Source organism: Lachnoclostridium sp. An118, from assembly GCF_002160985.1.
Classification (GTDB): Bacteria; Bacillota; Clostridia; order Lachnospirales; family Lachnospiraceae; genus Claveliimonas; species Claveliimonas stercoravium.
Window position 1 is genome coordinate 92,989 of the sequence record NZ_NFLQ01000003.1, and the last position, 17,151, is coordinate 110,139.

The window sequence follows — 17,151 nt, forward strand, 5'->3', positions numbered from 1 at the left end:
TTCCGTCACCTCCTAAAATAATCTCCAGCGCTGTATCTTTGTTTTATCAGAGATCTTCAGTTCCAGCAAGGATACGGATTGGCTCATGCTCCGGCGTTCCGGGTCTTGCGGTAAGTCGCATTCTTTTCCATCGGTTTTGCCCGGTGGGTGCATTTTGCGATATACTCCTGAAGGCCCATATCAGTAAAATATACACAACCGTTCTGCACATACTGAACATAAGAAATCAAGCCGTTGTTACGGGCCGCATCCAAGGTCGCAATGCTGATTCCCAGGATTCTGGCAGCTTCTTTTCGTGTAATCAGTTTTTCCATAAATCATATTCCCTCCATTCCGTCAAGGTTGTCATCGTGCTTTCAAAATCACATGAATGCACTGGCAGCCGAAACTGCCAGTGCATGGTATCTAACTTTGAAAAGAAAACTGCATCTGGATGATGACCTGTTGTTGCTTACGGTAACCGGACGCAGCTCTCTTGAATTTGAAGTTCGCTTTCGCCACATTTGCCACGCATCCCTGACGATGGGGACATTCCCGGTCTCCGCTGGCGCGGATGTCATAACTCCGCAGCGTCGTTTTACTCGTGCGCCGCAGGGTTCCGCCTCAAGTCCGTGGGCGGGTGTGAACAAGTATCTTTAAGCCCCCATGGAGTCCTCGCGCTCGAAGTGCCACCTCCGGGTCTCAGGCTGGCGTTGATCGCTGGGAACAGCCTTGTTTATCACCTCCTTGGCTGTCCATCTTGGCGGCGCGCCTGATTCGCTCGTACATGGGTTATGTACCAGAAATGCCGTCTATTCAATTGTCAAAGTACCATCGAAGGGGAAAACTTGTCCTTCTATTAACACTGACAAAAGGGGCAAAAAACAGGCGCTTCAAATGAAACTTTATCAAAAAATTTTTGCCAACTGTTTCAGCCCACGCCGGATGCTGTCACGGACACGGCTCGGATCTACACCTTCGGCTCCGGCAATCTCATTTACGCTCATCCCCAGATAGTACCGAGCATAAATTCTTTTTGCCTGTTTCTCCGGCAAAGCCATCACGGCGGAGTAAATCTGCTCGCGCAGCTGCTTTTCCTCCAGAAGCATCTCCGGCGTCTCCAGCTTTCGCAGGACCGCATTTTCAATTCCATTCTCACAGTCCAGGGAGTACTGCGCCTTATAGCGATACATTTTTCGCTCATAGGCTGCTTCAGCTCGCTCGTCAGACTGAAACACCGCTTGTACTTCATCGGTTACTTCCAAAAAGGCATCGGTTTTATAAACATCGGGATACAGATCCCGAAGATTGACTTTCTTCATTATGTACCTCCATTTCGATTCACGGGTGATTAGCGGGTGAATCGAATGGAGGCGGGGAACGGCATCGAGGCCGTTTGGGGACATTCGGCAAAAAACGACAAGCAAAAGCGCCAGTCTCCCATTCCAGGAAACTGGCGCAACAAAAAAGATCATTATTATTCCGGTTTGCGCAGAACGATAATACCGACAGGTTGCCGAACTGCCCCGGAGGGGAAGCTACACTTTTTTTAGCAAGTGAAGATTATGAGAACTGTAAAAGGTTAAAACAAACAAAGCGGCATCCTCCTATATGCCGCTGTAAATAACCTTTCTGTCTACGCAGTATAAAGCGGCAGCTATTCAGCAAGCCGCGTTTTCATTGAACCATTACTCAATTAACAGCTGCTCGCCATTATTGAGAGCTATGGTATAGAACAGAAAGCAAGATTTACTTTAGATTTATACAAGATTTGCACAAGAAATACCTATACTTCGAATTTGTAGCCTATTCCTCGAATGCTTTTAATATGTTCTGATGCAGTTTCCGAACTTTTTAACTTTTTCCGTAAATTACTTATATGGCTTGAAATCGCATTGCGTGAATAAAACGAAAAATCATCATGCCAAACAGAATCCATTATCATTTCATAAGTATAGACTTGCCGTTGATTCATAATTAGCAGCGCAAGAATATCAAACTCTTTTTCGGTCAAATCAATGCATACCCCAGCTATCTCTACAGACCTGTACTCTAAGCAGAAAGACAAGTCTTTCACAGTGATGATTGTTAGCGGTCTTCTTTTATCTTTTGGTATTTTCAAACAATTTCTCATACTATTTTTCTCTGAAAACATTTCTACCATAGGATGATTATAGGTATGTAAATATTGAGCAGCACCAAAATGGACACATGCATACCGCTGTTCCTCCGAATATGAAGGTGGCACAACAATAATTGGTACCGCACGTTTTTGTCTCAAGATATCCAAATCGTCTTGTGGAATCACATCAGAGCAAATAGCTACGCATATATATTCTTTAAAAGACAGCATTGCGGCCGCTTGTTTAATATTATCAGCATAGTCAAATTCAATTTCAAATTCTTTCCATCGGCCAGCAGTAACCTCATATTCATTATAGGCGTATCCTACGCCCAATACATGCGGAACCATATGTTCACCTCCTACTACTTCTAGCAGACAGTTCAAAGCTGCCGAGCATAAGTTACCCGGCAGCTCTAAACAAAACTATATTTTTCTATGATGGAGAATGCTTTTTTGCGTATCTACAAATCCTCCGTCATCGATTATTTCCCCAGTAAATCAATGCCAGTGCGCCGGGACCGGTGTGTGCTCCGATGATAGGGCCAATATAAGCAATACAAATCTCAGAATCCGGGAATTGTTCCAACAACCTTTCTTTCAGCATATCTGCTGCTTCAGGGTCATCGGCATGACCTATCAGAATCGATTTACCAAGTTCAGGTTTCCAGCCCTGTTCCATTCGGGCAATCTGAGTGGTAACAGCCTTTTTTCTTCCACGAGGTTTTTCCACTGCTTGCAGCTTTCCTTCGCTGTCCACATGAAGCAACGGTTTGATCTGCAAAGCCGTTCCCATTGCGGCTGCGGCACCTGAAACCCGCCCGCCATGTTTCAAATGGGTAAAGGTATCAACCGTAAACCAATGACATACCTCTAATCGGTGTTCCATGACCCAAGAAGCCAATTCATCAATAGACAGTCCTTCCCTCTGCTTTTTCGCAGCTTCTCTGACTAAAAACCCTTCACCCACTGCGGCAGCAAGCGTATCAATGCAGATGATTCTTCTTTCCGGATATTCCTGCTGTAGTTCTTCAACCGCTAAAAACGCAGACTGATATGTACCTGACAGACCAGAGGAAAAACAGAGATACAGAATATCGGTTCCCTGTCGCAGACAGGGTTCAAAATGCTTAAAATAAATCGTTGGGTTGATTTGTGAGGTCGTTGCAAAATTCCCAGCTCTTTGCAAGCGGTAGAACTCCTTGGCTGTGATTCCTTCCGGGGAACCATATGAGTATTCTGTTCCGCCGATCTCAACATTCATAGGAATCATTTCAACAGATGGCAGACCTGCGGTTAACTCCGGTGCGAGATCTGAGGTGGCATCTGTGAAAATTTGATAGCCGTCCATCACTTCTTACACCCACTACAGCCCTGACAAGCAGCCCACAGCTCATCGGCCTTCGGCTTCCAGGTTTCTGCATAAAGTGTAGTCTTATCACACAGATGGTCAACACTTTCCGGGGACTGATACTCGGTAGAATGGGCACCGGATTTCTTTACCATGCTACGCAGACATTCAGGATTTTCCAGCATAGGACACGGCTGGAACATATTATCATTAAAGGGCTGACCGTCGTGATAGGCCATAAACAGCGGAGACTGATATGCTTCCAGCAGGGTCTTTTCACGGATGTTGGAGTCAGAGTAATGGATAAAAGCGCAAGGCTCAATGTCACCATTGGCATTGATATGCAGATAGTTGCGGCCACCAGCAATACAGCCGTTTACAAATTTCGCATCATTCTGAAAGTCAATTGTGAAAATAGGCTTTGTGCTACGGTATTCGCAGATGCGGTTATACATCTTTTCACGCTGGTCAGGAGACGGGAGCAGCTCCACAGCGGAATCGTTGCCCACAGGCATATAGTGGAAGAACCATGCGAACTTCGCACCGCACTCCACCAGATGATCGAAGAACTCATCCGAGCTGATGGAGTCGATGTTCTTGCTGGTATAGCACCCAGATACGCCGAAAGGCAGCTTCTTTTCTTTCAGAATCTTCATCGCCCGCATAGTAGCCTGATAAGTACCCTTGCCACGGCGGAAATCAGTAGCTTCCTCGAAGCCTTCAATGCTGATGGCCGGGTAGAAGTTCTTCACCCGCAGCATCTCATCGGCAAACTTCTCATCGATAAGGGTACCGTTGGTAAAGGCAGAGAATACGCAGTCAGGATGCGCTTCACACAGGCGGAGCAGATCGTTCTTGCGTACCATAGGTTCACCGCCGGTGTAGAGGAACATATAGGTTCCCAGTTCATTGGCCTGATTGATGATGTCATCCAGTTCCTCATAGCTCAGATTCAGCTTATTACCGTATTCTGCCGCCCAACAGCCGGTGCAATGAAGGTTGCAGGCGGAAGTGGGGTCCATCAGGATTGCCCAGGGGATATTGCAGCCGTACTTTTCACGATTAGCCACCTGCTTGCGGCTGCCTAAGAGAGATGCATTGACAATAAAATTGCGGAAGAACACTTTGCGGACTTCAGAATCAATGTCCGTCCAAAGGCTGTTGATCAGGCGCATCCAGTTGCTGTCAGGCTGCTCCATCACCTTACGGATTTGCTGGCGCTGTGTGAGATAGAGGTTATCCTTATCGAACTTATCCGCCCAATCTAACAACTTGGGGAATGCTTCCTGCGGATTGCTGTCAACATATTTCAGCACTTGATTGACGGCGAAAGCCTGTGCGCTGTCTTTAATAGAATTACTCATGGTTTTGTCTCCTTTTCTATCTTAAAAGCAAAAAGAGCCGATAATCCGCAGCACAAGGCTAACGGGTTATCGGCTCTGCGTCTATGCGTCTGGCTCTGTGATAACTGTGGTATTGAATTGTTTTACGCTGATTATTATTTCCCGTTTGCACTTCGGACAGTATAGCGGAAAATTTTCAAGTACTGTATTATCACAGATTTTAATTCTCGTTTTTTTGTTGCAGTTGGGGCATAATAGCCATTCGTTTTTTTTCATTCTTTGTTTTTCATCAGATAATAGAATATCTATGGACAATTACATTTACAACTCACGCAGTTTCCACCGCCTTGTAGAAACCATTACACACGCGCCCACAATGAGTACTGTTAAGACGATGTAGGAAAGATAGACGCCATTTAGTGCTACTTCATACACATCATAGTACCGCAGAGGGGTCAGATAATCCAAGAAACGATTCCCTGTGTACTCGGCAGTAAAGGCCAACACATAGGCGGCCAATACGAAAACCGTACCGGCGCGTACCGCGGCCTTATAAGATTTATCTTGCGGGACAAATCCAGATTGAGCCTGTCGGCAAGCTCCTTCATCTTTGTCTTGCAGTCCATGTTGTACAGATCGGCGGTGTACTGCAAAAGTTCACGGACTTTCATGTTTTCGTAATAGCTGTTCTCGCTGGGCAGATAGCCCACATCCCTGGCGATGACGCTGGCCTTGGAGTGACAGTCCAAATCGAAGATAGATGCGCTGCCTCCGGTGGGACGGATCAGCCCCATTAGGGTGCGGATCGTGGTGGACTTACCCGCACCGTTGGGGCCGATAAAGCCGAAAAACTCTCCCTGGTTGACAGAGAAACTGAGGTTATTGATTCCTCGATGCTTCCCATAGTGCTTGGTCAATTCATTCAAGACAATCGCTTGTTCACTCATTTCAAATACTCCTCCTTATAAAAATTTTTCCGCAGAATTGCGATGTTCTTCTCAAAATCCTCCATGACAGCCTGAAAATCGAAAGCCGCCGCCCCCCGGTACCCGGCCGCATAGCCCTCGGCCATCAGAAGCAGCATCTGAAAGACCGGCTGGGCATCCTCTGGGTCTTTGAATTTCAAAGCATCCTCTTCCCGCAGAACAAGATCGTTTCGGAATCTGCCGGTCTCCTCCGTCAGGATCGCCAGCGTATCCGTCACCTCGGGAGAATTTTCCTCCCAGGCACTGGTAATAAACTGCAAGATAAAAGGCTGATTTTGGAGCCCCTCCATTTTCATGCGGCTGGATGCCAGAATCCTGTCGAACAAATCTGTTTCGGAATCGAGGGCTTCCTTATCAAATAGTCCCTCTATGATTTTCTTGCAGTATTCCAGCAGGTAAATGTAGAGCTGCTTTTTACTGCCGAAATACTGAAACACAGACGCTTTGGAAATGTGTGCGGCTACCGCAATATCATTGATTGAGGCTTTTTCATAACCAAACTTGCCGAAGCACTGGAACGCCGCATTGAGAATGGTCAATCTCTTTTCTTCGGTCAGGGCCAAAAATTTGTTCAATTCATTTCCTCCTTTTTACACAATAACCGTTTCGGTTATTTAGAGTATAGCACCAATAACCGAAACGGTCAAGTATTTTGGAGTATGATTCAAAAGTTTTCTTTTTATACTGTTAGACCAACGAAGATTAGTCTCGAAAGTACCGGTGTGTTCAAGTCAGCAGTTGCACGAAAATGTAATTCGTTCAAATACTACTACCTGAAATATAAAATTACATTGGGTGATGTCTATGAAATTTGAACGCGATGAGCGCAAATTTGATTTCCACGATATAGGGTGCGAGATAAAGCGCAAAAGAGAAACCAGCGGGATGACACAGGATCAACTGGCCCTTATCATTGACCGTGATCCCCGCACCATCATATATAACGAAAACGACGGTCAGCATCCGAGCTTGAACACTTTTTATCAGATGGTGACAATGTTCGATATATCGGTGGATCAGTTCTTTTATCCAGACATGAGCGCAGATGACGCTTGCAAAAAGCGCATCAATACACTTGCTGCATTAACACTTGACCGATTCGGTTATTGGTGCTATACTCTGAATAACCGAAACGGTTATTGTGTAAGAAGAAGGAAATGAATTGAACAAATTTTTGGCCCTGACCGAAGAAAAGAGATTGACCATTCTCAATGCGGCGTTCCAGTGCTTCGGCAAGTTTGGTTATGAAAAAGCCTCAATGTCGATTCTGTTATATTACGCATATCGCAGAAAATTAAGTAAGAAAACTGCCAATGACAAAGAGTAAGTTATACCCACGTTATGAAAGGACGTGCTATGAAGGATTCATTGAAAAAAGGATTGATAATAGGTGCTGCCGGTAGTGCGATTTGTGTGCTTTGGCATCATCTTCTAACCAAAAAGATGATGCAGCTCGCCATGGATCGGGTTGCGCCGCAGGACAGAAGCAACGGAAAAATGCGTGTGTCCGGTTCACCTGAAATGATAGAAACCACTGAAATTGTAAAAAAGGCAGCTGGTCAGCTCGAAAAAAGCGGCTGTGACGTGGTGGAAATCACTGCTCACGACGGAATTTCATTGATTGGGCATTGGTGTCCCTGCGAAGAACCGAAAAGAACTATAGTTGCCATGCACGGGTGGCGTTCCTCCTGGTCACATGATTTTGGTCTAATCGCAGATTTCTGGCGCAATAATCATTGTTCTGTACTCTACGCAGAGCAGCGGGGACAAAATAATAGCGGCGGCGACCATATGAGTTTAGGTTTGCTGGAACGCTACGATTGCCTGGCATGGACAAATTGGATAAACGAGAAAACAGGAAAAAGCATTCCCATCTATCTTGCCGGGGTATCCATGGGTGCAACCTCTGTGCTAATGGCGTCCGAACTGGAACTGCCGGATAATGTATTTGGAATCGCAGCGGACAGTGCATTTACTTCGCTCCATGCAATTTGGAAACATGTCTCCGAAAGCAATCTGCATATTCCTTATGCTCTGCATAAAACAGGTGCCGATAGGATGTGCAAAAAGCGCATCCAAATGGATGCTGATGCTGCCTCAACTACAGAAGCGTTGAAGCACTGCCAAATTCCTGTTCTTTTTGTCCACGGAACAGATGACCACTTTGTTCCAGTTGAAATGACATACGAAAACTATAAAGCCTGTACATCAGAAAAGCGTCTGCTGATTGTTCCGGGCGCTGACCACTGTATGAGCTATCTCGTAGGAAAAAGCACCTACGAGCGCATTGCAAAAGAGTTTTGGGAATTTTGCGAACAGCGGAAAAAGAATCCGTAGATTTGAGTTTGAAGGGGGGGAATCATTATGCGCCAGCGTTGGCTCCGTGTCTTATTCCGTAGAAGGATGTTGACGATACTCCTGCTACTTTTACAGGTATATTTTCTTATATGCCTTGTACTTGGGGGAAGTCAGCTTTCCCGAAATTTCAGTCGCCTACTGACAATCGTCAGTATCATTGCGGTGCTTTATATCGTTTCCCAGAAAGACAAAGGCGCCTACAAAACTGCATGGGCGATCCTGATCCTAACCTTCCCGTTGTTTGGTGGACTGATGTATCTTTTGTCTAATGCACAATCCTCGAAATGGCGCTTTGCAAAAAGTGTCCTCCATACACAACAAAAGGCAAAACCACTCTATGCACTCCCCGGCATTTGCTATGAAAGCGCAACAAAACAACTGCCTGAATATTACCCTCAAATTCATTACTTGCAGGAATACACGGGGTTTCCAATATATGCAGATACAGAAACACATTACCTTACACCGGGTGAACGAAAGCTGGAAACACTTTTGGCGGAACTTGAAAAAGCCGAGAAGTACATATTTCTGGAATATTTCATCGTGCAGGAAGGCGTTATGTGGAACAGCATCTTGGAAGTTTTGAAGCGAAAAACCACGCAAGGCGTAACTGTGCGACTGATTTATGACGATATGGGTTGCTTTCTCACTCTTCCGAAAGACTACGCAAAGCAGCTAAAAAAACACGGTATCCAGTGCGCCGTATTCAATCCCTTCCGACCTGTTCTGACCGTAAAGCAAAATAACAGAGATCACCGAAAAATAGCGGTCATTGATGGAAAGGTGGCTTTTACCGGAGGTATCAATCTGGCAGATGAATACATCAACGCCATTGAGAAACACGGACACTGGAAAGATGCAGCGATCATGCTGAAAGGCAAAGCCGCATGGAGTTTCACACTAATTTTTTTACAGACGTGGGAAATTTGTACCCATACAGACGAGGACTACGAAATCTTCTACCCATGGAAAGAACAAGAGTGCCCTGTTACTGCAAAGGGGTTTGTTCAGCCATACGCTGACAGTCCAATGGATGAAGAAAATGTGGGCGAACACGTTTACCTGCATATCTTAAACAATGCAAAGAAGTACGTGTATATCAACACCCCATATCTGATTGTCGATGATAGTATGCTTTCCGCTTTGCGTCTTGCGGCAAAAAGTGGTGTAGATATACGCATCATCACACCCCACCGCTGGGATAAATGGTGGGTACACATGACCACACGCTCGTATTACCGAGAGCTGATAAAATCAGGCGTTAAAATCTACGAATATACCAATGGTTTCATCCACTCCAAAACCTTTGTGTCCGATGACCGTACTGCAACAGTCGGGACAACAAATTTGGATTTTCGCAGCTTATATCTGCACTATGAATGTGGTGCTCTGCTCTATGAGGCCAAAGCTGTTATGGAAGTCAAGGAGGATTTTCTGCAAACGCTGGAGATATGCCAACAGGTGACAGAAAAGGATTGCAAAACAAATATCGTAGTGCATCTGCTCCAGGATATACTGCGGCTATTTGCACCACTAATGTAAGGAGGGTCTTGAATGTTTGAAGATATTGAAACACACAAAAAATTATCAAAGTGGATTATCGGAACGTTTACAGCCTGCATTTTGATTTATCTTGGCATCCGACATATTAGTCATGTAGCTGATGCCGTGATGTGGTTGAAAGACCTGCTGAACCCACTTTTAATTGGATTGATTTTGGCGTTGTTTCTGAATGTTCCGTTGGGGGTTATTGAAAGACATCTGTTCCCCAAACATCCGACATCTAGGAAAACGAAAATGCGCCGCCCGCTTGCGATCCTGCTTTCATTTATTTTGGTGATAGGGGTCTTTGTCGGTGTTGCTTTTCTTGTTATTCCCGAATTGATCGATGCAGTATCTATTGTCATATCATCCTTGACGAATGGTCTGGATCAACTGGTGGCATTTGAAAGCACGGCTGACTATTCTAAAATCCCATTCGGAGAACAGCTGTCCCAAATTGATATTGATTTTCTTGAACTGAAAGACAATTTGAATGAATGGTTGAATCAATTGGGAACCACCATTATGGACACTGCTGCTTCCGCATTTGGAAGCGTGGTTGCGACGGCAGTCGATTTTGCGATTGGTCTTGTGTTCTCAATTTATATTTTGGCCAATAAGGAGAAATTAAAAAGTCAGATCACCCGAATTGTCCGTGTATGGATTCCAGCATGTTTTGCCGAGCGGGGCATTCATGTGGCAGCTGTCTGTGAAAAAAACTTCAAGCTTTTTGTAGCAGGGCAAACGACTGAGGCAATAATTTTAGGCAGCCTGTGTGCAATCGGTATGTTAATTCTGAGAATACCATATGCGCCGATGATCGGTGCGCTTGTTGGGGTAACAGCACTGATTCCCTATGTCGGTGCCTGGATTGCTACACTTGTGGGTGCATTTTTGATTCTGACAGTCAATCCTTTTAAGGCACTGGTATTCATTATTTTCCTGCTTACTTTGCAACAGATCGAAGGAAATGCAATCTATCCGAAAGTTGTGGGCGCAAAAATCAACCTTCCTGCCATGTGGGTTTTAGCGGCAATCACAATAGGTGGCAATCTGGCTGGACCAATCGGTATGTTGCTTGGCGTACCTGCCGCAGCAGCCACTTACGCTCTTTTGAAAGAAGCAACCGATAAGCGGGAAACGCATCTGAAAACACAAGAAAAAGAGCAGATGGGTAATTCACATAAACAGAATATATCCTAAAAAAATTATCTCAAGATAAAAACTCATAGTAGGGTGTAAGGACTCATGATATAAAAATATCAAGGGTCTTTGCGCCCTATTCGTTTTTTATATTACAAAATCGGCATTATCATACCTTTTAGCGGGCATAATAAGGTTATTCCTCAAAACAAATCGGCACGATACAATGTTATTGAGGTGAATGATTATGCCGATTGACGATTTAACCGCTTTGGGTCAAATAATGCGGGAGGCCCGAAAGAAAAAAGACCTGACACAGCAGGAGCTTTCAGATCTGAGCCATGTTTCTGTAAAACAAATTGCCAACATTGAAAAAGGGCAGATGAACCCTTCCTATTTGATTTTAAGAGCATTGGCCAAGGTTTTGAACATCTCTCTGGACTCTCTAATAAATCCGGATGTTTCTCCAGAAGATGAGGGAGCCAACCAGATGAAAATGCTTTATTCCAGTTGCCCGTCAGAAATGCGTGAAACCCTGCTGCACCATACACAGGAGACCATGCAGGAATTAACAGAACTATCTAAGAAAATTGAAGCGAATTGAGCCAGTGAGTGAAATTTGACGGTTTCCTCTCTGGCTCTTTTCATTTCTGCAAAGAAAGCGGCAAGCGATGCCTGTGGCTATCCAGATAGCCCCACGCGCTTGTTGAGGGAAGTCCCCCAAGCCCCCTTGGAACACAGATTTTCAATCTGTGGCTGCGCGTTCTTGTGAACGCTTTTGACTGCGACCAGCTCACCGCTGGCCGTGGTCTTTTTCTTTCTGTTGCGGCTCGGTCTGCTCCATCGCCAGGACCCGATCCACGTTATTCTTGACCGTCAGCAGCTCCCGCATGGTGGCGCGGGCCTGCCGGTACTCACCGTAAGCCTTTTTCTTGTCCGCCAGTAGCTGGGCGTACTCGGTCTGAAGCTCCTTGATGGTGGGCAGCTTCTTCACATTCAGCTCGTTGAAGGCTTCCTTGGCGGCCTGGTGCAGCAAGATTTCCTCCTCATGCTCCTGCCGGAATTTCTTTGAATACCCGGCCTTGCGGTAGGCCACATAGGTCTCGCGGGTCTTGGCGTAGTTGACGATGTGGGTGCGCAGCACGGCAATCTCGGCCATGCGCTTCTCAGCGGCCTTGATCTGATCGGACAGCGCATTATAGCGGGCCGTCGCCTCTGCTGTTTTGGTTTCCAAATCGGCATAATCCAGCAGCCCATGTTCGGACAGGTAGTTGAGGGTCTGTGCCATCTGCTTGAGGTTGAACACCTTGGCCCAGCGGGCGTACCCGGCACCTTTTCCGGCCTGGAGTTTTGCCTGGATGTCCACCAGCAGATTGACCTTCGGCGGAGCGGCCTGCGGGACGGCTTGCTTGCGGGGCATATGTTCTTTCTGGCCGGAGAGGACCGCCAACAGATCGTCCAGCGTGTAGCCGTCCCCCAGCCGGTCAAAGCGGACATTGTTGCCCCAGCCCTCCGCGCCGATGGAGATGTTTTTTCCGCGCCGGTGAACGGTGAAGCCGTCCTGTTCCAACAGGCGCAGCAGCTCCTCCAGGCTGGCCGGTTTCTGCGCCAGTGCCCGGTCAATGGCCTGACGCAGCTGCTCCTTGTGGGAGGGCTTCGCCGCGTCACCCAGCCACTTGTTGTAGCTCTGGCCGCGCCGCTTGGGAGCCTCCACAATGGAGTAACCGTTCTCAACGCAGATGGTATCGCTCAGACGGTGGACGGCGCGGGTGCTGCCCCAAAAGTTGCGGAACTTGCGGTCACACTCCAGCGTGGTGGAGTTCCATATAATATGGTTGTGGACGTGAGCCTTGTCAATGTGGGTGCAGACGATGAAAGCGTGCTTGTCCTTGGTAAATCGCCGGGCCAGCTCTACGCCCAACCGGTTGGCTTCCTCCGGCGTGATCTCGCCCGGCACAAAGGACTGCCGCAGGTGGTAGGCAATCACATCGTCCGCACCGCGCACCCGGCCGGTGCGGGCGGCGTAGGTCTGCTTGTCCAGCAGGAACTGCGCATCGGCCACGCGGCTGTCACACTGGTAGCTGGTGATGAGCCTGCCGTGGTCGGTCTTTTCTGGATTTTTTACATAACCAATGATATCGCTGATCGCCTTGCCGACCGTGCGGCCCTTGCCGGTGTGCAGCGGTATAATGCGGGTGGTGGCCATGTGGGGTCCGCCTCCTTTCCAAAAAATAAGCGGCCTGCTTATCACAGACCGCATCGGTTTACTCTATATCAGTTTCCTCGTCCATATAAAAATCGAAATCTTCCTCAAAGTCATCTTCCAATTCATCCAGTTCTATCCTGGGCGGGAACCGCATTTCATATTGTTCCGTCGCCAAGGTCCGCACGGCATCCCGCCGGTCTTTCATCCGTTTCTTCAACCACGAAAGCTGTTCTTTGGATAATCGCCAGGGAAGGTTGACCAGCCGGGTAAGTGCCATTTCTTCCGCCTGCTTTTCTGGCGGGAGGGCGGCGCAGGTTTTACAAATGTGCGCGGCGTGACCCTTGCCGGAAAACTTTTCGTTTGCCTTATACTCGCCACAGACCTTGCAGTAGTGTCCACGCTTTTTCATGCCGTGCCCTCGCAACGAGCGAACAGCTGACGGACCGCAGCCATGACCGTATTCCAGCCAAGGTCGGACGCATAGGAAAACTTTTTCTGATAGGCCACCCACAGGTCCTGCATGACCGGGCTGGCCTCCACTTCATCAAAGACTTCGGCGGCCTCGGCCAGATGGCGCTCGGTGCCGCGCTTGTGGGCTGTCGCCAGAAGCGCGTCATGGAGAACGTGCGGGTCCAGAGTGCTGCCATAGAGTTGTTGCAGGATGGCGATGTCGTAAAAATCTCTCATACGGGTGTTGGTCGTGGTCCGGGTGATGATGGTTTCCAGCTTTTCGGCCAGCACGGTCTCCAGGTTATAGGCCCAAACGTCGATGGAACGGTCCTCCAGCATGAGCTTGAAGCTGTACCGCACCTCTTTAGGGGTGATGGCGTCGCCGGTAGAAATGTCGATTTTCAGCGGGGTGCGCACCCCGTCAAAGAGCGTTGTCATCGTCACCCGAATGCCGGGATATTCCGCTTCATCCATGATTTCCGAAATGCTTTTCACCTGGAAGGTAACGCCGTCGTCAATGGGAACGGCGATGATCTCGGCCATCATGTTCTCCACATCCTCCACGCTGACGTTGGCCCCCTTGACCGTTGCGTCCAGGTCCATCGTGGAGCGGGCGTCCAGACCGACCATCGCGGCCACCAGCATACCACCCTTGAGGATGAACTTGTCCCGGTATGAGGAAAGAGAAATACGTTCAAGAAAACGCTCCATCATATAGTTGCGCATCAAAACCTGCGCATCCGCAGCATTTTTCTTTGACAGGTTACGGATCAAATCTTTCAGCTGTCTGGCTGTCTTTATCATAGCAGTACCTCCAAATACTGGCGTAAAATCTTCTCGACCCGGAACAGCTTGGCATAGCGCACCAGCGTCCGCAGGTCCTTATCTTTCCGGCGAGCATACGCTTTCAAAGCGTCCTGGAATGTCTGCATCTCGATATGGCTCCGGCTGCGCAGCACATCGCAGATCGTCCGTTCCATATCATATACCGGCACATCGTGACCGAAGGGGGTCTGCGCGGTTGTCAGGCCGACCTCATGCAGCTCCGCCTTGATGGTAAAGACCTGAACGCCCTCGTCCTTGAGCCGGGTCGGATTGTAGCCCGTCTTGACCGTAATGGAATAGGCCAGCGGCTCCCGGTCGGTCAGGTCATGGAAAAACAGCGCCGTTTCATGGGAAAAAACTGCCTGCGGACAGCGAAGATGCAGCAGATACATGGCGTCCACCCAGGCGTCTTTGGAAAGATAAATCCCATGCGCCGCCTGTTCCAGCCCACGAGACTGCACGAATTGATAAAAAACAGGTTTTGAGATCCCGGCCGCGAGGACCTGCCCGGTGCGCAGCATCCCATCCTGACGTTCCATCAGCTGGTCCAGCTGTTGAAATTGGCTCACGTTCTTCACCTTCCTTTCATGCTAATATTATACGCAAAATTAGCACGAAAGTAAAGTCAAAAAATTGCCGGGCACTCACTCCCGGCAATTCTTCGCTTCCTATTCAGCCATACACCGCGTCCTGGATCGCATACCGCAGGTCCTGTACCTTGCCCACCAGCCAGACGGCGGCCATCGGCAGGCCCAGCGGGCTGACCAGGAAGGCGATCACCAGCAGGATTACGCCGTTTTGCGGCGAGTAGGTCACAAGCACCGCGATCCCCAGCAGCGCCACCACCGTGGAGACCAGGCCGAAGATGAAGCTGGACACATACAGCAGCCAGAAGCACAGCCAGGTGAACAGCGTCAGCGCCAGCACCACCGGCACGGCAAGGATTTTCAGCCCCAATTTCAAAATAAACAGCACCGCTCTCATTTCAGCGCCTCCTTCCGCCAGTCCAGGTAGGGCTGGCACAGTTCTTTCACGGCTTTTTCATCGGCTTCTGTAACTTCCCGGCGGCCTTTCGTCCGGCGGAGCAATTCAAAGTCCTGGTAATCCGTGAGCAACAGGTCAAACAGTTCCTCCGGGATTCGGCAGAGGATACCGTCCACACAGTAGCGGGAATCCTTGTTCCAAGTCAATCGGACATAGCCGCGTTTACAAGGGAGAACTTCTTCCTCCGGGTCGTGCAGCAGGTACTCATGAAAAATCTCCAAGACGTTTTCAAACGTCAACATCAGCCATCACCTCGTTTCTGACTCCATTATCAATCACACCCCACCAAAACGCAACGATACGGGCAAAGAAAAAAAAGAGGGAGGCCCGGCGATGCAGTCTGCACGCGCCGGACCTCCCTCACAGCCGGGGCGTATGCCCCTGTCACGACAGCTTTGCCAGCTGGGTCAATACCTGATGCACCCCATCCCACAAAGCCTCCTGCCTCCGGGATATATCCTCCAGGTCGGCGTCGTAAATGCGCCCGGTTTCATGCGCACGGCGGGCCAGCTGGTTTAAGTTGTTGCTGGAATAGCGCATCAGGGACACCAACTCCTTCAGCTCCGGCAGTTCCAGGCGCACCACATAACCGTCCAAGGCCATCTTGCGCAGGTAGGCTTCCCGGTTCGTTGTTCCCAGCTGGGCCATCTTCTGTTCGATCAACGCCAGTTCTTCCGGCGAGACCCGGAAGTTCAGCTGCACCTCCCGCTTGCGCTTGGGGGCGCTCATCGCTCCGGCTCCTTTTTCTTATAGATGGGGGATTTTTTCTCCGGCTTTTCAGCGGGGCGCGGCTCCTGTTTCAGCTGGCGGCGGACCGAGGGGCGGCGCTGGCGCAGCTCTTTGGAACGGTCCTCGCTGGCCAAGATGGTGACATAGGTGCCGGGCAGTTCCTTCATGCCGGTGATCGCCAGACTGCGGAACGGCAGCAGCGTCATCAGCTGGTCATGGGCCTGGGTGCCTGCGCGGGCCAGAAAGTCTGGCGAAACGCGGGCCATGTAGTGGGTGCCGTGGGGGCTGTTGGGTGTACCCGGCGCACGAAGCTCCTGCAAAAGCCGGGCGGCCTCGGCACGGATTTCCTCCGGCGTCAGCGGCTGGAGCCGCAGATAATCCTGCCGCGCCTGGCTCAAGAACAGATCGACCAGGCCGGAGTGGCTGTCCACCACAAAGTCCAGGTTGCGTTCGCCGCCAAAGCCGTCCGGGTTGGGCGGGATGTCCACCGTCCTGGCCCACGCCTTGTTGGCCGGGCTGAAACGCTCATCCCACTCTTTCTGCTGCACGGTATTTGCCAGCACATAGAGGATGCGGGTGTAGCCGAACTGCTCGATCACCTGGGGTACCGCGTCCTTGTCCAGCCGGTTGTCCCGGTAATGTTCCGAAATGGCCGCCTCGATGGCCTCCTTGCAGGCGATGTTGGCGCGGCGGGACGCCCGGTACAAATCCAGGTCGCCCTGTTCGCGGGCATAGGCGGCGTCGTGGCGGTAGAGCGGCAGTTCCCGCTGGGCGTCCAGCGCCGCATCGGCCCGCTGCTCGATGCTGTCCCGCACCACATCCATGTAGGAAGTCTCCCGGTCAGAAAACTCCTTGTAGACATCGGCCAGCGGGGACGACGACGCCAGCAGCGCGGCGGCCCGGCTTTGGGGCAGATCCAGCTCCTCCATCGCCATCAGGATGTCCTCCCGGACCGTGTACTCATAGGTATGCTTTAGAATTTCCTCCGGGGGCTGGCTTTTCAGCCAGTCCCGGAACTTGTCCTGTTCGGCGGCCATCTTCTCATAGAGGGCCGTGTTTTTGTCGGTATTCAT

General features: G+C 49.4%; 22 protein-coding genes. 6 read left to right on the plus strand and 16 right to left on the minus strand.

The window, feature by feature from the left end; translation table 11 throughout:
* Positions 1 to 83 precede the first annotated feature (83 nt).
* Positions 84 to 314, minus strand: coding sequence for a hypothetical protein (locus tag B5E62_RS03415; RefSeq protein ID WP_016147204.1), 231 nt, complete (start codon positions 312 to 314; stop codon positions 84 to 86).
* Between the two features lie 97 nt (positions 315 to 411).
* On the opposite strand from B5E62_RS03415, the gene B5E62_RS16875 reads away from it, so the two are divergent.
* Positions 412 to 639 carry a hypothetical protein gene (locus tag B5E62_RS16875; RefSeq protein ID WP_162610247.1) on the plus strand — a complete coding sequence of 76 codons (228 nt, stop codon included), beginning with the start codon at positions 412 to 414 and terminating at the stop codon, positions 637 to 639.
* 248 nt (positions 640 to 887) lie between these two features.
* Here B5E62_RS16875 and B5E62_RS03420 read toward each other — a convergent pair whose 3' ends face one another.
* From B5E62_RS03420 to B5E62_RS03460, 7 genes are all read right to left on the minus strand, one after another.
* On the minus strand, positions 888 to 1,301 hold the full coding sequence (locus B5E62_RS03420; protein ID WP_016147205.1) for a sigma factor-like helix-turn-helix DNA-binding protein: 414 nt from the start codon (positions 1,299 to 1,301) through the stop codon (positions 888 to 890).
* A 464-nt stretch (positions 1,302 to 1,765) separates the two neighbouring features.
* Positions 1,766 to 2,452: a winged helix-turn-helix domain-containing protein gene (locus tag B5E62_RS03430; RefSeq protein ID WP_016147206.1), complete on the minus strand. Its 687-nt coding sequence runs from the start codon at positions 2,450 to 2,452 to the stop codon at positions 1,766 to 1,768.
* Positions 2,453 to 2,579: 127 nt separating this feature from the next.
* Positions 2,580 to 3,452, minus strand: a complete 873-nt coding sequence (locus B5E62_RS03435) for a DegV family protein (RefSeq protein ID WP_002587448.1) — start codon at positions 3,450 to 3,452, stop codon at positions 2,580 to 2,582.
* On the minus strand, positions 3,452 to 4,816 hold the full coding sequence (locus tag B5E62_RS03440; RefSeq protein WP_002587447.1) for a radical SAM protein: 1,365 nt from the start codon (positions 4,814 to 4,816) through the stop codon (positions 3,452 to 3,454). Before B5E62_RS03440 ends, B5E62_RS03435 begins: the two co-directional genes overlap by 1 nt.
* Before the next feature lie 81 nt (positions 4,817 to 4,897).
* Positions 4,898 to 5,071, minus strand: a complete 174-nt coding sequence (locus B5E62_RS03445; RefSeq protein WP_073993866.1) for a cysteine-rich KTR domain-containing protein — start codon at positions 5,069 to 5,071, stop codon at positions 4,898 to 4,900.
* 179 nt (positions 5,072 to 5,250) lie between these two features.
* A complete protein-coding gene (locus B5E62_RS03455; RefSeq protein ID WP_242957701.1) occupies positions 5,251 to 5,742 on the minus strand; it encodes an ATP-binding cassette domain-containing protein in 492 nt (163 codons plus the stop codon).
* Positions 5,739 to 6,356: a TetR/AcrR family transcriptional regulator gene (locus B5E62_RS03460; RefSeq protein WP_016147207.1), complete on the minus strand. Its 618-nt coding sequence runs from the start codon at positions 6,354 to 6,356 to the stop codon at positions 5,739 to 5,741. Before B5E62_RS03460 ends, B5E62_RS03455 begins: the two co-directional genes overlap by 4 nt.
* A 229-nt stretch (positions 6,357 to 6,585) precedes the next feature.
* Here B5E62_RS03460 and B5E62_RS16715 point away from each other — a divergent pair, with 229 nt between their 5' ends.
* The 5 genes from B5E62_RS16715 (at position 6,586) to B5E62_RS03490 (ending at position 11,428) form a co-directional block, all read left to right on the plus strand.
* Positions 6,586 to 6,942 (plus strand): helix-turn-helix transcriptional regulator, encoded by a 357-nt coding sequence (locus tag B5E62_RS16715; protein WP_002587442.1) that lies wholly within the window; start codon positions 6,586 to 6,588, stop codon positions 6,940 to 6,942.
* Between the two features lie 195 nt (positions 6,943 to 7,137).
* Positions 7,138 to 8,118 carry an alpha/beta hydrolase gene (locus tag B5E62_RS03475; RefSeq protein WP_002587440.1) on the plus strand — a complete coding sequence of 327 codons (981 nt, stop codon included), beginning with the start codon at positions 7,138 to 7,140 and terminating at the stop codon, positions 8,116 to 8,118.
* Between the two features lie 27 nt (positions 8,119 to 8,145).
* Positions 8,146 to 9,681: a cardiolipin synthase gene (cls, locus tag B5E62_RS03480; RefSeq protein WP_002587439.1), complete on the plus strand. Its 1,536-nt coding sequence runs from the start codon at positions 8,146 to 8,148 to the stop codon at positions 9,679 to 9,681.
* A gap of 12 nt (positions 9,682 to 9,693) precedes the next feature.
* Positions 9,694 to 10,884, plus strand: a complete 1,191-nt coding sequence (locus tag B5E62_RS03485) for an AI-2E family transporter (protein WP_002587438.1) — start codon at positions 9,694 to 9,696, stop codon at positions 10,882 to 10,884.
* Positions 10,885 to 11,071: 187 nt separating this feature from the next.
* Positions 11,072 to 11,428, plus strand: a complete 357-nt coding sequence (locus B5E62_RS03490; RefSeq protein WP_016147209.1) for a helix-turn-helix domain-containing protein — start codon at positions 11,072 to 11,074, stop codon at positions 11,426 to 11,428.
* Between the two features lie 189 nt (positions 11,429 to 11,617).
* Here the strand turns inward: B5E62_RS03490 and B5E62_RS03500 are convergent, their stop codons facing one another.
* The 8 genes from B5E62_RS03500 to B5E62_RS17720 all read right to left on the minus strand — a co-directional run bounded on the left by B5E62_RS03500 (position 11,618) and on the right by B5E62_RS17720 (position 17,151).
* Complete coding sequence (locus B5E62_RS03500) at positions 11,618 to 13,030, minus strand: relaxase/mobilization nuclease domain-containing protein (protein WP_002576328.1); 1,413 nt, start codon at positions 13,028 to 13,030, stop codon at positions 11,618 to 11,620.
* Positions 13,031 to 13,088: 58 nt separating this feature from the next.
* Positions 13,089 to 13,439 carry a hypothetical protein gene (locus tag B5E62_RS03505; RefSeq protein WP_002576329.1) on the minus strand — a complete coding sequence of 117 codons (351 nt, stop codon included), beginning with the start codon at positions 13,437 to 13,439 and terminating at the stop codon, positions 13,089 to 13,091.
* Positions 13,436 to 14,284: a nucleotidyl transferase AbiEii/AbiGii toxin family protein gene (locus tag B5E62_RS03510; RefSeq protein ID WP_002576330.1), complete on the minus strand. Its 849-nt coding sequence runs from the start codon at positions 14,282 to 14,284 to the stop codon at positions 13,436 to 13,438. The genes B5E62_RS03505 and B5E62_RS03510 overlap by 4 nt, the downstream gene beginning before the upstream one ends.
* On the minus strand, positions 14,281 to 14,874 hold the full coding sequence (locus B5E62_RS03515; RefSeq protein ID WP_002576331.1) for a type IV toxin-antitoxin system AbiEi family antitoxin domain-containing protein: 594 nt from the start codon (positions 14,872 to 14,874) through the stop codon (positions 14,281 to 14,283). Before B5E62_RS03515 ends, B5E62_RS03510 begins: the two co-directional genes overlap by 4 nt.
* 103 nt (positions 14,875 to 14,977) lie before the next feature.
* On the minus strand, positions 14,978 to 15,289 hold the full coding sequence (locus B5E62_RS03520) for a CD1845 family protein (protein ID WP_002576332.1): 312 nt from the start codon (positions 15,287 to 15,289) through the stop codon (positions 14,978 to 14,980).
* Positions 15,286 to 15,591, minus strand: coding sequence for a hypothetical protein (locus B5E62_RS03525; protein ID WP_002576333.1), 306 nt, complete (start codon positions 15,589 to 15,591; stop codon positions 15,286 to 15,288). Before B5E62_RS03525 ends, B5E62_RS03520 begins: the two co-directional genes overlap by 4 nt.
* Before the next feature lie 142 nt (positions 15,592 to 15,733).
* Positions 15,734 to 16,078, minus strand: a complete 345-nt coding sequence (locus B5E62_RS03530; RefSeq protein ID WP_002576334.1) for a plasmid mobilization protein — start codon at positions 16,076 to 16,078, stop codon at positions 15,734 to 15,736.
* Positions 16,075 to 17,151, minus strand: coding sequence for a DUF3849 domain-containing protein (locus tag B5E62_RS17720; RefSeq protein WP_002576335.1), 1,077 nt, complete (start codon positions 17,149 to 17,151; stop codon positions 16,075 to 16,077). The genes B5E62_RS03530 and B5E62_RS17720 overlap by 4 nt, the downstream gene beginning before the upstream one ends.

Coding starts and splice junctions, on each gene's coding strand:
- B5E62_RS03415 (WP_016147204.1), bottom strand. CDS start 314: ATGGAAAAACTGATTACACGAAAAGAAGCTGCCAGAATCCTGGGAATC.
- B5E62_RS03420 (WP_016147205.1), bottom strand. CDS start 1,301: ATGAAGAAAGTCAATCTTCGGGATCTGTATCCCGATGTTTATAAAACC.
- B5E62_RS03430 (WP_016147206.1), bottom strand. CDS start 2,452: ATGGTTCCGCATGTATTGGGCGTAGGATACGCCTATAATGAATATGAG.
- B5E62_RS03435 (WP_002587448.1), bottom strand. CDS start 3,452: ATGGACGGCTATCAAATTTTCACAGATGCCACCTCAGATCTCGCACCG.
- B5E62_RS03440 (WP_002587447.1), bottom strand. CDS start 4,816: ATGAGTAATTCTATTAAAGACAGCGCACAGGCTTTCGCCGTCAATCAA.
- B5E62_RS03445 (WP_073993866.1), bottom strand. CDS start 5,071: ATGAAAAAAAACGAATGGCTATTATGCCCCAACTGCAACAAAAAAACG.
- B5E62_RS03455 (WP_242957701.1), bottom strand. CDS start 5,742: ATGAGTGAACAAGCGATTGTCTTGAATGAATTGACCAAGCACTATGGG.
- B5E62_RS16715 (WP_002587442.1), top strand. CDS start 6,586: ATGAAATTTGAACGCGATGAGCGCAAATTTGATTTCCACGATATAGGG.
- B5E62_RS03475 (WP_002587440.1), top strand. CDS start 7,138: ATGAAGGATTCATTGAAAAAAGGATTGATAATAGGTGCTGCCGGTAGT.
- cls (WP_002587439.1), top strand. CDS start 8,146: ATGCGCCAGCGTTGGCTCCGTGTCTTATTCCGTAGAAGGATGTTGACG.
- B5E62_RS03485 (WP_002587438.1), top strand. CDS start 9,694: ATGTTTGAAGATATTGAAACACACAAAAAATTATCAAAGTGGATTATC.
- B5E62_RS03490 (WP_016147209.1), top strand. CDS start 11,072: ATGCCGATTGACGATTTAACCGCTTTGGGTCAAATAATGCGGGAGGCC.
- B5E62_RS03500 (WP_002576328.1), bottom strand. CDS start 13,030: ATGGCCACCACCCGCATTATACCGCTGCACACCGGCAAGGGCCGCACG.
- B5E62_RS03505 (WP_002576329.1), bottom strand. CDS start 13,439: ATGAAAAAGCGTGGACACTACTGCAAGGTCTGTGGCGAGTATAAGGCA.
- B5E62_RS03510 (WP_002576330.1), bottom strand. CDS start 14,284: ATGATAAAGACAGCCAGACAGCTGAAAGATTTGATCCGTAACCTGTCA.
- B5E62_RS03520 (WP_002576332.1), bottom strand. CDS start 15,289: ATGAGAGCGGTGCTGTTTATTTTGAAATTGGGGCTGAAAATCCTTGCC.
- B5E62_RS03525 (WP_002576333.1), bottom strand. CDS start 15,591: ATGTTGACGTTTGAAAACGTCTTGGAGATTTTTCATGAGTACCTGCTG.
- B5E62_RS03530 (WP_002576334.1), bottom strand. CDS start 16,078: ATGAGCGCCCCCAAGCGCAAGCGGGAGGTGCAGCTGAACTTCCGGGTC.
- B5E62_RS17720 (WP_002576335.1), bottom strand. CDS start 17,151: ATGAATACCGACAAAAACACGGCCCTCTATGAGAAGATGGCCGCCGAA.